Origin of the sequence: Streptomyces sp. AM6-12 (genome assembly GCF_044327085.1) — a bacterium.
Lineage (GTDB): Bacteria > Actinomycetota > Actinomycetes > Streptomycetales > Streptomycetaceae > Streptomyces.
Genome location: NZ_JBIQWN010000001.1, coordinates 1357561 through 1371469 on the forward strand (window position 1 = coordinate 1357561; position 13909 = coordinate 1371469).

Consider the following 13909-nt stretch of genomic DNA (forward strand, 5'->3'; position numbering starts at 1 on the left):
GCTTCGAGCGGATATGTAGATGCACGGAGCGTCAAACGAGCGTCATCGGTCCTCGGTTTCCTGCGGCACATTGGTGGCGTCGGACACGGGGTACGGCACGAACGTGCTGCTGTTCTGGTCGATCCGGAGCGAATGACCGAGGGGCGGTGCGGCGCGCTGCGGGCATTCCAGGCGTTCGCAGACCCGGCAGCCCATGCCGATCGGGGTGGCGGCGGAGGCATTGCTGACGTCGAGGCCGTCGGAGTAGACGAGGCGGTGGGCGTGGCGGATCTCGCAGCCGAGGCCGATGGCGAAGGTCTTGCCGGGTTCGCCCCAGCCGCCGCGGTGCCGGGTGATGGCTCGCGCGGTCCACAAGTAGCGTTGTCCGTCAGGCATTTCCGCGATCTGCACATGGATGCGGCCGGGGGCGGCGAACGCCTCATAGACGTTCCACAGCGGGCAGGTGCCGCCGGCCCGGGAGAAGTGGAAGCCGGTCGCCGACTGGCGCTTGGACATGTTGCCCGCTCGGTCGACGCGGACGAAGGAGAAGGGCACACCCCGCAGCCGGGGGCGCTGGAGGGTGCTCAGGCGGTGGCAGACGGTCTCGTAGCCGAGGCCGTAGCGGTCGGTGAGCCGTTCGATGTCGTACCGGACTTCTTCGGCGGCCGCGTGGAAGGCGCGGTACGGCAGGATCACGGCCGCCGCGAAGTAGTTCGCGATGCCGATGCGGGCCAGACGGTGGGCGGGCGAGCCGGGCTCGAAGTCCTCGGCGGCCTGGTGGTCGAGTTCGTCGCCGTATTCGAGCAGGGCGAGCTGGGTGGCCATACGGAAGGCGCGCTGGCCGGGGCGCATGCGAGTGGACAGGCGCAGGGTGCGGGTTGTCTCGTCGTAGCGGTGCAGGTGGTCGCCCGTGCCGGCTGAGAAGCGGACGCCGTGGGTCCCGGTCAGGCGATCCGTCAGGGCCTGTACGACCTCGCCGGGCCGGATCCCGATCTCCTCGGCCAGGCGCTCGGCCGCGAGGTCGGTGGCGTGAAGGTAGTTCTGGCGGCGGTAGAAGAAGTCCCGGATCTCTTCGTGGGGTGAGCGGGGCGTGGCTCCTGCCGTGTCGCGACCGTCGGCGGCTCCGGTGAGGCCCTCGGCCAGGAGTTGGTTGCGCCGGCCCAAGTCGAGGAGTACCTGGGCGACCGCGGGCAGGCGCGAGGCGAGTTCGGCCAGTTCGGTGGCGGAGATCTGGGCGGCGGCGATCTCCCGCGTCAGCGCTTCGCGCAGGTCGGCCACGAGGCGGGTCGTGTCGCGCTCGGAGAAGAAGCCCGGGTCGACGCCAAAGGTCTCGGTCAGCCTGAGCAGCACGGGCACGGTGAGCGGACGGGAGTCGTGCTCCATCTGATTGAGGTAGCTCGGGGAGATGCCCAGGACCCGGGCGAGTTCCGCCTGGCTCATGCGGCGCTCTTCGCGCAGCCGCCGCAGGCGCGCTCCCGCGTAGGTCTTGCTCATCGTGTGCTCCTCCGGGTCCGGATGATCGCGAGTGTAGGCCCACAGGGACCTGCTCCGGCCTTCGCAAGATTGGCAAAACGTGAGGAGAAGATTCGCAGAAGTTGGCAGACGTCCAATATTGATGGCACTCAGTGCCAGTGCCAGAGTTTCAGTGCGGCCCGCCGGAACCGGCAGGCATCGTCAGATTCCGGGCACGATTCACTGCCCTGACGTCGGAGATCCCGGCTCTGACGGCGCTGCGCGCCGGCGGCATTGCTCAGCTTCGCCCATTGAGGTTATGGCGGGCCGCACCACAGCGAGACGACACACAGTGCCACCCCTGGCTCAAGCAGGGCTTGGCAGACGCCACAGATCGAGGAGACGGTGACAGTCATGGCAGAAGCGAGGACGCAGGCGGCCGAGGAACTCGCACAGCGCTGGGCCACCGACCCGCGGTGGCAGGGCATCGAGCGCACCTACAGCGCGGAGGACGTGATCCGGCTTGCCGGCAGCGTCCGCGAGGAGCACACCCTGGCCCGGCGCGGCGCCGAACGGCTGTGGCGGCAGCTGCACGAGCAGGACTACATCCACGCGCTCGGTGCCCTCACCGGCGGCCAGGCCGTGCAGCAGGTCAAGGCGGGCCTGCAGGCCATCTACCTGTCCGGCTGGCAGGTCGCCGCCGACGCCAACCAGGCCGACCACACCTACCCCGACCAGAGCCTCTACCCCGCCAACTCCGTTCCACAGGTGGTGCGTCGGATCAACAACGCGCTGCTGCGCGCCGACCAGATCGCGACCGCCGAGAACGCCGGGGACACCACGGACTGGCTGGCGCCGATCGTCGCGGACGCCGAGGCCGGGTTCGGCGGCCCGCTGAACGCCTTCGAGCTGACCAAGGCGATGATCGCGGCGGGCGCGGCGGGTATCCATTACGAGGACCAGCTGGCCTCGGAGAAGAAGTGCGGCCACCTCGGCGGCAAGGTCCTGGTGCCGACCTCGCAGCACATCCGCACCCTGAACGCGGCCCGCCTCGCCGCCGACATCGCCGACGTGCCGAGCGTCATCATCGCCCGCACCGACGCCCTCGCCGCCAACCTGCTGACCACCGACGTCGACGAGCGCGACGCCGAGTTCGTCACCGGCGAGCGCACCGCCGAGGGCTTCTACCGGGTCCGCAACGGCATGGCCCCGGTCATCGCCCGTGGGCTCGCCTACGCCCCGTACGCCGACCTCATCTGGGTCGAGACCGGCACCCCCGACCTTGCGCAGGCCCGCGAGTTCGCCGAGGCCCTGCACGCCCAGTACCCGGACAAGATGCTCGCCTACAACTGCTCGCCGTCCTTCAACTGGAAGGCGGCGCTCGACGACGACCAGATCGCCAAGTTCCAGCGCGAACTGGGCGCGATGGGCTACCGCTTCCAGTTCATCACCCTGGCCGGCTTCCACTCGCTCAACCACGGCATGTTCGACCTGGCCCGCGGCTACGCCGAGCACGGCATGACCGCCTATGTCGACCTGCAGGAGCGCGAGTTCGCGGCGCAGGCGCACGGCTTCACCGCCGTCAAGCACCAGAGGGAGGTCGGCACCGGCTACTTCGACCTGGTCTCCACCGCCGTCAACCCGGCCTCCTCCACCACCGCCCTGGCCGGCTCCACGGAAGAAGAGCAGTTCCACTAGGCCGCCGGGCCGGACGTCCGCCGTCCGGCCGGCCCTCGGACGAGCGGAGGGGGACGACCCGTCTCCGCCCCCTCCGCTCCCATCCCTCAGGAGAGCCCCATGTCCACCACCGCCCTCACCCACCACGTCCGTGTCCTCGCCGCCCCCGGTCCCCGGCACGACGAGATCCTCACCCCCGCCGCACTCGACTTCGTCGGCCACCTCGTGGCCGCGTTCGGCGGGCGCCGGCAGGACCTCATGAAGGAACGCCGTCGGCAGGCACTGCGACTGGCGTCGGGCTCGCCTCTCGAGTTCCCCATGGTCACCGCCGCCGTCCGTGACGACCCGTCCTGGCGGGTGGCGGCACCCGCGCCTGGTCTGACCGACCGCCGCGTGGAGATCACCGGTCCACCGGACCGCCGCATGGCCGTCAACGCGCTGAATTCCGGGGCCAAGGTGTGGATGGCGGACTTCGAGGACGCCACCGCACCCCTGTGGGAAAACATCGTCGGCGGACAGCTCAACCTGCTCGACGCCATCGAGCGCCGGATCGACTTCACCACGCCCGAGGGCAAGGAGTACCGGCTCGGCGAACAGCTCGCCACCATCATGGTCCGGCCCCGTGGCTGGCACCTCGACGAGGAGCACCTGGAGTACGACGGCCGGCCCGTGCCTGCCGCCCTCGTCGACTTCGGTTTGTACTTCTTCCATTGCGCCCAGCGGCAGATCGACGCCGGGTACGGCCCGTACTTCTATCTCCCGAAGCTGGAGAACCGGTACGAGGCCAGGCTCTGGAACGACGTCTTCGTCCTCGCCCAGAATCTGCTCGGCATCCCCCAGGGCACGATCCGCGCCACGGTCCTCATCGAGACCATCACCGCCGCGTTCGAGATGGAGGAGATCCTCTACGAACTGCGCGACCACAGCGCGGGGTTGAACGCCGGCCGCTGGGACTACCTGTTCAGTCTCATCAAGACCTTCGGCCACCGCACCGACTTCCTCCTGCCCGACCGCGCTAAGGTGACGATGACCGCGCCCTTCATGCGGGCGTACACCGAACTCCTCGTCCGTACCTGCCACCGGCGCGGCGCCCACGCCATCGGCGGCATGGCCGCCCAGGTCCCCGGCAAGGACCCCGCCGCGAACGAAGCAGCCTTCGCCAAGGTCCGGCTGGACAAGGAACGGGAGGCCGAGGACGGCTTCGACGGCTCCTGGGTCGCCCACCCCGCACTCGTGCCCGTCTGCCGTGAGGTCTTCGACGGCGTCCTCGGCGAACGGCCGCACCAGCTCGACCGGACCCGCGACGATGTCGAGGTCCCCCCGACCGACCTGCTGTCCGTGCGCCGGATCAGCGGCCCGCCCACCCCTGACGGGGTTCGGACGAACATCTCCGTGGCGCTGCGGTACTACGCCGCGTGGCTGCGCGGTCAGGGCGCGGTCGCGCTCGACGGGCTAATGGAGGACGCGGCGACCGCCGAGATCGCCCGCGTGCAAATCTGGCAGTGGCTGCGGCACCGGGTGATCGACCGGGAGACGGTGACGGAGCTGCTCGACGACGAGGCCGCCGCGCTCGGCGCCGAGTACCCGTGGGCGCCCGTCGAGGACATCCGCGCCCTCTTCGAACGGACCGCCATGACCGGTGAGCTGCCGCTGTTCTTCACGCCGGACGCCTATACCCGTCACCTCGTGCACCGGCCGGAGGTGCAGGCGTGAGCGCGAACATCGCACGCGTCGGCGTGGTCGGCGGCGGGCAAATGGGCGCCGGCATAGCCGAGGTCTGCGCACGGGCCGGGCTGGACACCATGGTGTGCGAGGTGGACGCGGTCGCCGCCCGCACGGCACGGGACCGAGTGGCCGCGTCACTCGACCGGGCGGTACGGCGAGGCAAGCTGGAGCAGGCGGCGGCAGACGACGCGCTCGCCCGGATGGTCTTCACGGGCAGCCTGGACGACCTCGCCGACCGGCAGCTCGTCATCGAGGCCGCCATCGAGAACCCGGACGCCAAGACCGAGGTCTTCGCCGCCCTCGACAAGATCGTCACGGACCCGGGGGTCGTCCTCGCCACCAACACCTCATCCCTCCCGATCATGCGGCTCGGCATGACGACCCAGCGTGCGGACCGGGTCGTGGGGCTGCACTTCTTCAATCCCGTCCCCGTCCTGCCGCTCGTCGAGGTCGTCACCTCCCTGCACACATCAGCCGAGACGACCACGGTGGTCGAGAACTTCGCCACCCGCACCCTCGGCAAGACGGTCATCCGCTCTCAGGACCGGGCCGGCTTCGTCGTCAACGCCCTCCTCATCCCCTATCTACTGTCCGGGGTCCGGATGGCGGAGTCGGGCTTCGCCACAGCTACCGACATCGACGCCGGGATGGAGCTGGGCTGCGCGCACCCAATGGGTCCGCTGAAACTCGCTGACCTGATCGGCCTGGACACCGTCGCGTCCATCGCGGAGTCGCTGTACGACGAGTTCCGTGAACCCCTCTACGCACCACCGCCGCTGCTCCAGCGGATGGTGGAGGCGGGCCTTCTGGGCCGGAAGACCGGCCGGGGGTTCCACACCTACGGCCAGGACTGAGGGCCTGCCACGACGCGGGCTGAGGGGCCCGCACCGGCGCCGGGCCGAGGGTCCCAGTGACGGCGCAAGGGGAAGGGCGGGAAGCGCATGTGCGGCGCTTCCCGCCCTTCGGCGTTCCGCCGCTGAAGGGCCGTGTCACACCTTCCGGATGCTGGACGGCTCTCTTCCTTTTGCGGCACCACCCCGTACGCTGACCACAGCAGCTGGTTCGCCCCGTCCGCCAGGCGGGGTGTCGTAAGAGGGAACCCGGTGGGAATCCGGGACTGCCCCGCAGCGGTGAGCGGGAACGACCGCCGTCATACGCACTGGGTCCGAGGTACCGGGCCTGGGAAGCGACGGCCAGTAGGTGTCCTCCATGAGGGAGGACGTGCCCGCGAGTCCGAAGACCTGCCAACTGCCCGCGTACGGACCATTCCGTGCGCGGAGATTCCGGTGACCTCGAGGGCGGGTCGGCGTACATACCAGACGAACGACCGTGCTCTTGCCGCGCGGGGTCGTTGCCGTCCGGTTCGTCATTCCCTTCGCGCTCTCGTCCCGTCCCCGGGATCTCAGGGATTCATCTCGCGAAGGAGATCTCCGTGACCAGCAAGTCCGCAGCCGCGGCAGCACGGGCCACCGTGTACGGCTACCCCCGCCAGGGCCAGAACCGGGAACTGAAGAAGGCCGTCGAGGGCTACTGGAAGGGCCGCGTCACCGCCGACGCCCTCCGCGCCACCGCCACCGGCCTTCGTCGCACGAACTGGCAGCGACTCGCCGAGGCCGGCATCCACGAGGTGCCGACGGGCGACTTCTCGTACTACGACCATGTCCTCGACACCACCGTCATGGTGGGCGCGATCCCCGACCGGCACCGCGCAGCGGTCGACGCCGACGCGCTGGACGGCTACTTCGCCATGGCGCGCGGCACGCAGGAGGTCGCTCCGCTGGAGATGACCAAGTGGTTCGACACCAACTACCACTACCTCGTCCCCGAGCTGGGCCCGGACACCGTCTTCAGCGCGAACTCGGCCAAGCAGGTCGCGGAGCTGAAGGAGGCCCTCGCCCTGGGGCTGACCGGACGCCCCGTCCTGGTCGGTCCGGTCACCTACCTCCTGCTCGCCAAGCCCGCTCCGGGCGTGCCCGCCGACTTCGAGCCGCTCACCCTCCTGGACCGGCTGCTTCCCGTGTACGCCGAGGTCCTCGCCGATCTGCGCGCGGCGGGCGCCGAGTGGGTGCAGCTCGACGAGCCCGCCCTCGTGCAGGACCGCACGCCGGCCGAGCTGAACGCCGCCGAGCGCGTCTACCGCGAGCTGGGGGCTCTGGAAGACCGGCCGAAGCTGCTGGTCGCCTCCTACTTCGACCGGCTCGGCGACGCGTTGCCGATTCTGGCCAAGGCGCCGGTCGAGGGCCTCGCGCTGGACTTCACCGAATCGGCGGCAGCCAACCTGGAGGCGCTGGCCGCCGTCGGCGGACTGCCCGGCAAGCGCCTGGTCGCCGGAGTCGTCAACGGCCGCAACATCTGGATCAACGACCTGCAGCAGTCCCTGTCCACGCTCGGCACCCTCCTCGGACTCGCCGACCGTGTCGACGTCGCCGCTTCCTGCTCGCTGTTGCACGTGCCGCTGGACGCAGCAGCCGAGCGGGACATCGAGCCGCAGATCCTGCGCTGGCTCGCCTTCGCCCGGCAGAAGACCGCCGAGATCGTCACCCTGGCCAAGGGCCTGGCCCAGGGCACCGACACGATCGCCGCCGAACTCGCCGCGAACCGCGCCGACTTGGCCTCCCGCGCGAACTCCCCCATCACCCACGACCCGGCCGTCCGGGCCCGCACCGAGGCCGTGACGGACGCCGACGCCCGCCGCTCCCAGCCGTACGCCGAACGGGCCGCCGCCCAGCGCGCCCACCTCGGCCTGCCCCTGCTGCCGACCACGACCATCGGCTCCTTCCCGCAGACCGGCGAACTGCGCACCGCCCGCGCCGACCTGCGCGCCGGACGCATCGACACGGCCGGCTACGAGGAGCGCATCAAGGCCGAGATCCAGGAGGTGATCTCCTTCCAGGAGAAAGCCGACCTGGACGTCCTGGTCCACGGCGAGGCCGAACGCAACGACATGGTCCAGTACTTCGCCGAGCAGCTCACCGGCTACCTCGCCACCCAGCACGGCTGGGTCCAGTCGTACGGCACACGCTACGTCCGGCCGCCGGTCCTGGCCGGCGACATCTCCCGGCCCGAGCCGATGACCGTGCGCTGGACGACGTACGCGCAGTCCCTCACCGACCGCCCGGTCAAGGGCATGCTCACCGGACCCGTCACGATGCTCGCCTGGTCCTTCGTCCGCGACGACCAGCCCCTCGGGGACACCGCCCGCCAGGTCGCCCTCGCCTTGCGCGACGAGGTGGGCGACCTGGAGGCGGCCGGTACCTCGGTGATCCAGGTTGACGAGCCCGCGCTGCGCGAGACCCTGCCGCTGCGCGCCGCGGACCGGGCCGCCTATCTGGCCTGGGCGACGGAGGCGTTCCGGCTCACCACCGCCGGGGTCCGTCCGGACACCCAGATCCACACGCACATGTGCTACGCCGAGTTCGGCGACATCGTCCAGGCCATCGACGACCTCGACGCCGACGTCATCAGCCTGGAGGCCGCCCGCTCCCACATGCAGGTCGCCCGCGAACTCGCCGCCCACGGCTACCCTCGCGAGGCAGGACCGGGTGTCTACGACATCCACTCCCCCCGGGTGCCGAGCGCCGAGGAGGCCGCTGAACTGCTCCGCACCGGCCTGAAGGCCATCCCTGCCGAGCGACTCTGGGTCAACCCCGACTGCGGCCTGAAGACCCGCGGCTGGCCGGAGACGCGCGCGTCCCTGGAGAACCTGGTCGCCGCGGCCCGCACCGTCCGCGGTGAACTGCCCACCGCCTGATTCCGGTCCCCGTGGGCCGGGACGCCACCAGCGTCCTGGCCCCGTCGTGCCAGCAGACGGCTACGCGGCGCCCGGCACCGCCCGCTGACCCGGACCGTCGTAGGAGGCCAGCGGGCGGATCAGCGCGTTGTGGGCGAGCTGCTCAGTGATATGCGCGGTCCAGCCGGTGATCCTGCTCATCACGAAGATCGGAGTGAAGGCCGGGGTGTCGAAGCCCATGAGGTGGTAGGCGAGGCCGGCCGGGTAGTCCAGGTTCGGATGGATTCCCTTGCGGCTGATTATCGCGTGCCGCAAGGCCGCGTGCAGGGTGGCCATGCGGGTCACCTCGGGATCCGCGGCACGTGCCACCAGCCGGTCGAGGGCGTCCTGCATGATCGGGACGCGGGAGTCGCCGTGCTTGTAGACGCGGTGGCCGAAGCCCATGATCTTCCGCTTGGACGCCAGCGCCTCGTCCAGCCACGCCTCGGCGCGCTGCGGGTCGCCGATCTCGTTCAGCATGTGCATCACGGCCTCGTTGGCGCCGCCGTGCAGCGGGCCTTTGAGCGCGCCGATCGCGGCGGTGACCGCGCTGTAGAGGTCGGAGAGCGTGGAGGTGACGACGCGGGCGGTGAACGTCGAGGCGTTGAAGCTGTGTTCGGCGTACAGCGTGAGGGAGATCTCGAAGCAGCGGACCACTTCGGGGTCGGGCACGCTGCCGAAGCACATGTGGAAGAAGTTCTCCGCGTACCCGAGGCCGGGGTCCGGCGGGATCGGGGCGAGGCCCCGGCGGCGGCGCTGGTCGGCCGCCACCACGGTGGGCAGCTTGGCCAATAGAGTCAGGGACTTGCCGCGGTTGGCGGCGAGACTGCCGTCGTCCTCGGTGGGGTCCTCGGCGCCGAAGAAGCTGACGGCGGTGCGCAGCACGTCCATCGGGTGGCAGGTGTCGGGCAGCCGGGTGAGCAGTTCCAGCGTGGTGCGGTCCAGAGGGCGCAGCGCGCGCTCGCGGGCGTGGAAGTCGCGGAGCTGTGCGTCGTCGGGGAGTTCGCCGTACCAAAGCAGGTGGGCGACCTCCTCGAAGGAGCGGCGGGCGACCAGGTCCTGGACCGGGTAGCCGCGGTAGGTCAGGGAGTTGGTCTCCTGGACGACGGTGGAGATCTCGGTGGTGTCGACGACGACACCGGCGAGACCGCGGTGGATCTCAGGTGCGGAGGTGGTCATGGAGTGCCTGCCTTCGTGGGTCAGGTGCCGGACGCGGTCAGGTTCCGGGCGGAAGCGTGAAGTCGAAGACGGCCGAGTCGAAGGCCGAGTACTCCTCGTAGCCAAGGAGTTCGTAGAGGCGGGAGCGGGTCTGCATGCGGGGCAGCAGGGACTCCTGGGTGCCCTCGGCGGCGATCGTGCGCAGTCCTTCCTCGACCGCGCCCATGGCGATGCGCAGCAGCGTCACCGGGTAGAGGGCGATGTTGTAGCCGAGGTTCTCCAGGGTGCGGGTATTCAGTAGGGGGGTTTTGCCGAACTCGGTGAGGTTCGCGAGCAGGGGCACGTCGACGGCCTGACGGAACGCCTCGTACTCGGCCTCGCCGGCAAGGGCTTCAGGGAAGATCGCGTCCGCGCCGGCGTCGACGTACGCCTTCGCCCGGTCGATTGCCGCGTCCAGGCCCTCGACCCCGCGGGCGTCGGTGCGGGCCATCAGAAGGAAGTCCGGGTCCCGGCGGGCATCGACGGCGCCCCGGAGGCGGCGGACCATCTCCTCGCGGGAAGTGATGGTCTTGCCGTCGAGATGGCCGCAGCGCTTGGGGTTGACCTGGTCCTCCAGATGGAGTCCGGCCAGGCCCGTGTCCTCCATCAGCTGGACGGTGCGGGCCGCGTTCATGGGCTCGCCGAACCCGGTGTCGGCGTCGACGAGGACGGGCAGGTCGGTCACCCTGGTCGTCTGCTGTGCTCGCGCGGCGATCTCGGCGGAGGTGGTCAGGCCGATATCGGGCAGCCCCAGATCGGCGGCGAGGACGGCGCCGGAGAGATAGACGGCGTCGAAGCCGGTGTCCTGGATCAGCCGGGCCGACAGCGGGCTGATCGCACCGGGCATGCGCAAGAGCCGCCCGGAGGCGAGCTGTTCGCGGAATGCGCGGCGGCGCTCGGCGGACGTGGTCCGGGTGTGCAGCACCATCAGAAGAGACCCTTCGGCAGGCTCGCGTCGTGCGCGGCGACGGCCTCCGTGTCGACGCCCGGGAACAGCCGGCCCAAGTCGTCCGTGGCCAGGTCGGCCAGATGTTCGGCGGCATCCAAAAAGGCATCTTGCGCGGCCGGTGTGACGATGCCCTCGGCCAGGGTGCGGAACTTGCCGGCGTAGGCGGGGCGGTCGAAGGGTCGGGCACCTGCCGGGTGGGCGTCGGCCACCGCGAGCTCGTCCTCGATCACCGAGCCGTCGTGGAGAGTGATCACCGCACGTCCGCCGAAGGCCCGGCGGTCCGGGTCGGGGTCGTGGTACCGCCGGGTCCAGACCGGGTCTTCGACCGTGGTGATCTTCCGCCACAGCTCCACGGTCTCCGGGCGTCGGGCGCGCTCGGGCGCATAGGAGCGCTCGTGGTGCCAGGCGCCGTCCTCCAGTGCGACCGCGAAGATGTACGGCACCGAGTGGTCGAGCGTCTCCCGGCTGGCCGTGGGTTCGTACTTCTGCGGGTCATTCGCACCGGAGCCGATGACGTGGTGGGTGTGGTGGCTGGTGTGCAGAACCACCGAGCGCACGTTCTCCAGCGGGCCGGTCTTGTCGCGCAGGCGGCGGGCGAGGTCGATGATCGCCTGGGCCTGGTACTCGGCGGAATGTTCCTTCGTGTAGGTGTCGAGGATCGCGCGGCGCGGCTCGCCCGGCTCCGGCAGCAGAACCGTGTAGTCGGACTCGGGGCCGTTCAACATCCAGGCCAGGAAGCCGTCCTCGCCCTCGTAGATCGGCGAGGGCGAGGTCTCGCCACGCATGGCACGATCGACGGCCTCAATCGCCGCTTTGCCCGCGAAGGCGGGTGCGTACGCCTTCCAGCTGGAGATCTCGCCCTTGCGGGACTGCCGGGTCGCGGTGGTGGTGTGCACGGCCTGCTGGATGGCCTGGTACACCGTCTCCGTCGGCAGCCGGAGCAGGGCTCCCAGGCCGCAGGCGGTGGCCGCGCTCAGATGCGCCACATGGTCGATGCGGTGCTCGTGCAGGCAGATGCCCTTGACCAGGGCCACATGGACTTCGTAGGCGGCGATGACGCCGCGCAGCAGATCAGCTCCGGTGCGGCCGGTGTGCTGGGCGACGGCGAGCACCGGCGGGATGTTGTCGCCGGGGTGGGAGTAGTCGGCGGCCAGGTAGGTGTCGTGGAAGTCCAGCTCGCGCACGGCGGTGCCGTTGGCCCAGGCCGCCCATTCCGGGGAGACCCGGGCGGGGGTACCGAAGACGGAGGCGCCGGCCGTGGCCGTGCGGTGCGCGGTGGCCTGGGCGCGGGCGACGGCGACCGGTCGGCGCAGCAGCGAGGCTACGGCGACCGAGGCGTTGTCGATCACCCGGTTGACTGCCATCGCGGTGCTGTCGGCGTCCAGTTCTTCGGTGCCGGTGGCGACGGCGGCCAGTTTCCAGGCGAGCTGGTCCTCGCGCGGAAGCCGGTCGGCGCTGGGGTGGACACGGACGTGGTGCTCGATCACGGGACTCCTCGCAAGTGCAGACGGTCCTGCTCGGTGCTGACGTGATCGACAGTGCCCGTTTCGCGGCTGCCCGGCCACCTCTCCAATCTGCGGAATCTCTACAGCTCAGACCTGCGAATCTGCGAATTCTGCGAATAACGCGGATGCTATCTTCGCAAGAAGTCAGTGTCCCGATGTCGTCCCTCACCGCTTGCGACAAGGATGTGCGCCATGGCACGAGGAGCATCCGACCGCAAGGTCTACGCTCATGCGAAGCTGCGTCGGCTGCGCCGTGAGCACGGTATGAACCAGGTCGACATGGCCCGTGCTCTCGGCATCTCAACGAGCTATGCCAACCAGATCGAGCAGAGCCAGCGTCCGCTGACCGCATCCGTGCTGCTGCGGATCGCGGAGGTCTTCGGGGTCGACGCGGAGTTCTTCTCGGAGACCGACGAAGACCGGCTCGCCGCCGATCTGCGGGCCGCGCTCGCCGACGAGGCGTGCGGGGTGCCGCTGCCCGCCGCCGAGGAGGTCACCGAGGCGGCACGCGACCACCCGGAGGTGGCCCACGCCTTGGTGGCCCTGCACCGCCGCTATCGCGACACGGTCGAACAGGCCGCCGCGCTGGGATCCCCGGGACCGGCCGGCGGCCTGCTGCCTCCTGCCGAGCCGCACGACGAGGTGCGGGACTTCTTCTACGCCCACCACAACCACTTCGAGCCGCTCGACACCGAAGCCGAACGGATTGCCGAAGCGCTGGATCTTCGGCCGGGCAAAGCAGCCGACCCTCTCACCGCGCTGCTCGCCGAGCGGCATCACGTCCGCATCATCGAGTCCGCTTCGGGTCAGCCCGGCGACGCGCGACGCTTCGTTCCCGACACCGGACTGCTGTTCCTCTCCCCCTGGCTCAGCGACGGCCAGCGCGCCTTCCAACTAGCCACTCAACTCGCACTCTTGGAGCACGGACCGCTGCTCACAGAACTCGCCGAGCGCGCCACCGAGCTGACCTCACCGGAGTCCCGGACCCTCGCCCGCATCGGCCTGGCCAACTACTTCGCCGGCGCCCTGCTGATGCCCTACGCGGCCTTCCACGCGACGGCCGAGGACCTGCGGTACGACATCGAGCTGCTCTCGGCCCGCTTCGGCGTCGGCTTCGAGACGGTCTGCCACCGCCTGAGCACGCTGCAGCGCACGGGAAGCCGGGGCGTGCCGTTCTCCTTCCTGCGGGTGGACCGGGCCGGCAACATCTCCAAGCGGCAGTCGGCCACCGATTTCCACTTCTCCCGCATGGGCGGCACCTGCCCGCTGTGGACGGTGTACGAGGCATTCTCCGCACCGGGCCGCATACTGACGCAGGTCGCCGAAATGCCGGACGGGAAACGGTACTTCTGGGTCGCGCGGACCATCACCCGCGGCGGGTTCGGCCACCACGCCCCGCGCGCCGAGTTCGCCATCGCCCTCGGCTGCGAGCTGCGGCACGCACACCGGCTCGTCTACACCGAGGGCATCGCCCTGGACGACCCGCGCGCCGCCACCCGAATCGGCCTGGGCTGCCGGATCTGCGAACGCCGCGACTGCGCCCAGCGCGCCAGGCCCCCGGCCGGCGGACGCCTCGCCATCGACCCGGACCGGCGCACGTACGTGCCGTACGCCGTGGAGAGCAGCACCCCATGAAACCGACAGCAGGAGCAGCCA

Annotated in this window: 9 protein-coding genes and 1 riboswitch; of the genes, 5 read left to right on the forward strand and 4 right to left on the reverse strand. The window is 70.3% G+C overall.

Annotated features, from left to right (window positions below; genetic code table 11):
• Nucleotides 1–42: 42 nt before the first annotated feature.
• Nucleotides 43–1473, reverse strand: coding sequence for a short-chain fatty acyl-CoA regulator family protein (locus ACE4Q9_RS06140; protein ID WP_397983200.1), 1431 nt, complete (start codon nucleotides 1471–1473; stop codon nucleotides 43–45).
• Nucleotides 1474–1845: 372 nt separating this feature from the next.
• Between ACE4Q9_RS06140 and aceA the strand changes: the two genes are divergently transcribed.
• The 4 genes from aceA to metE all read left to right on the forward strand — a co-directional run bounded on the left by aceA (nucleotide 1846) and on the right by metE (nucleotide 8584).
• Nucleotides 1846–3129: an isocitrate lyase gene (aceA, locus tag ACE4Q9_RS06145; RefSeq protein ID WP_397983201.1), complete on the forward strand. Its 1284-nt coding sequence runs from the start codon at nucleotides 1846–1848 to the stop codon at nucleotides 3127–3129.
• A 99-nt stretch (nucleotides 3130–3228) separates the two neighbouring features.
• A complete protein-coding gene (aceB, locus tag ACE4Q9_RS06150; protein ID WP_397983202.1) occupies nucleotides 3229–4821 on the forward strand; it encodes a malate synthase A in 1593 nt (530 codons plus the stop codon).
• Nucleotides 4818–5687: a 3-hydroxybutyryl-CoA dehydrogenase gene (locus ACE4Q9_RS06155; protein ID WP_397983203.1), complete on the forward strand. Its 870-nt coding sequence runs from the start codon at nucleotides 4818–4820 to the stop codon at nucleotides 5685–5687. The genes aceB and ACE4Q9_RS06155 overlap by 4 nt, the downstream gene beginning before the upstream one ends.
• A 187-nt stretch (nucleotides 5688–5874) precedes the next feature.
• A riboswitch (cobalamin riboswitch) is annotated at nucleotides 5875–6097 on the forward strand.
• A gap of 168 nt (nucleotides 6098–6265) precedes the next feature.
• Nucleotides 6266–8584 carry a 5-methyltetrahydropteroyltriglutamate--homocysteine S-methyltransferase gene (gene metE, locus ACE4Q9_RS06160; protein ID WP_397983204.1) on the forward strand — a complete coding sequence of 773 codons (2319 nt, stop codon included), beginning with the start codon at nucleotides 6266–6268 and terminating at the stop codon, nucleotides 8582–8584.
• A 60-nt stretch (nucleotides 8585–8644) separates the two neighbouring features.
• Here metE and ACE4Q9_RS06165 read toward each other — a convergent pair whose 3' ends face one another.
• From ACE4Q9_RS06165 to ACE4Q9_RS06175, 3 genes are read right to left on the reverse strand one after another with little or no spacing between them, the layout of a single operon-like run.
• Nucleotides 8645–9781, reverse strand: coding sequence for a bifunctional 2-methylcitrate synthase/citrate synthase (locus tag ACE4Q9_RS06165; protein ID WP_397983205.1), 1137 nt, complete (start codon nucleotides 9779–9781; stop codon nucleotides 8645–8647).
• A gap of 37 nt (nucleotides 9782–9818) precedes the next feature.
• Nucleotides 9819–10724, reverse strand: coding sequence for a methylisocitrate lyase (prpB, locus tag ACE4Q9_RS06170; RefSeq protein WP_397987135.1), 906 nt, complete (start codon nucleotides 10722–10724; stop codon nucleotides 9819–9821).
• A 2-nt stretch (nucleotides 10725–10726) separates the two neighbouring features.
• Nucleotides 10727–12235 carry an MmgE/PrpD family protein gene (locus tag ACE4Q9_RS06175; RefSeq protein ID WP_397983206.1) on the reverse strand — a complete coding sequence of 503 codons (1509 nt, stop codon included), beginning with the start codon at nucleotides 12233–12235 and terminating at the stop codon, nucleotides 10727–10729.
• Between the two features lie 210 nt (nucleotides 12236–12445).
• Between ACE4Q9_RS06175 and ACE4Q9_RS06180 the strand changes: the two genes are divergently transcribed.
• Complete coding sequence (locus tag ACE4Q9_RS06180; RefSeq protein ID WP_397983207.1) at nucleotides 12446–13888, forward strand: short-chain fatty acyl-CoA regulator family protein; 1443 nt, start codon at nucleotides 12446–12448, stop codon at nucleotides 13886–13888.
• Nucleotides 13889–13909: the final 21 nt, after the last annotated feature.

What these genes read in the sequence shown, in the direction of transcription:
- ACE4Q9_RS06165 (WP_397983205.1), bottom strand. Translation starts at nt 9,781, where the DNA reads ATGACCACCTCCGCACCTGAGATCCACCGCGGTCTCGCCGGTGTCGTC.
- ACE4Q9_RS06180 (WP_397983207.1), top strand. Translation starts at nt 12,446, where the DNA reads ATGGCACGAGGAGCATCCGACCGCAAGGTCTACGCTCATGCGAAGCTG.
- aceA (WP_397983201.1), top strand. Translation starts at nt 1,846, where the DNA reads ATGGCAGAAGCGAGGACGCAGGCGGCCGAGGAACTCGCACAGCGCTGG.
- ACE4Q9_RS06140 (WP_397983200.1), bottom strand. Translation starts at nt 1,473, where the DNA reads ATGAGCAAGACCTACGCGGGAGCGCGCCTGCGGCGGCTGCGCGAAGAG.
- aceB (WP_397983202.1), top strand. Translation starts at nt 3,229, where the DNA reads ATGTCCACCACCGCCCTCACCCACCACGTCCGTGTCCTCGCCGCCCCC.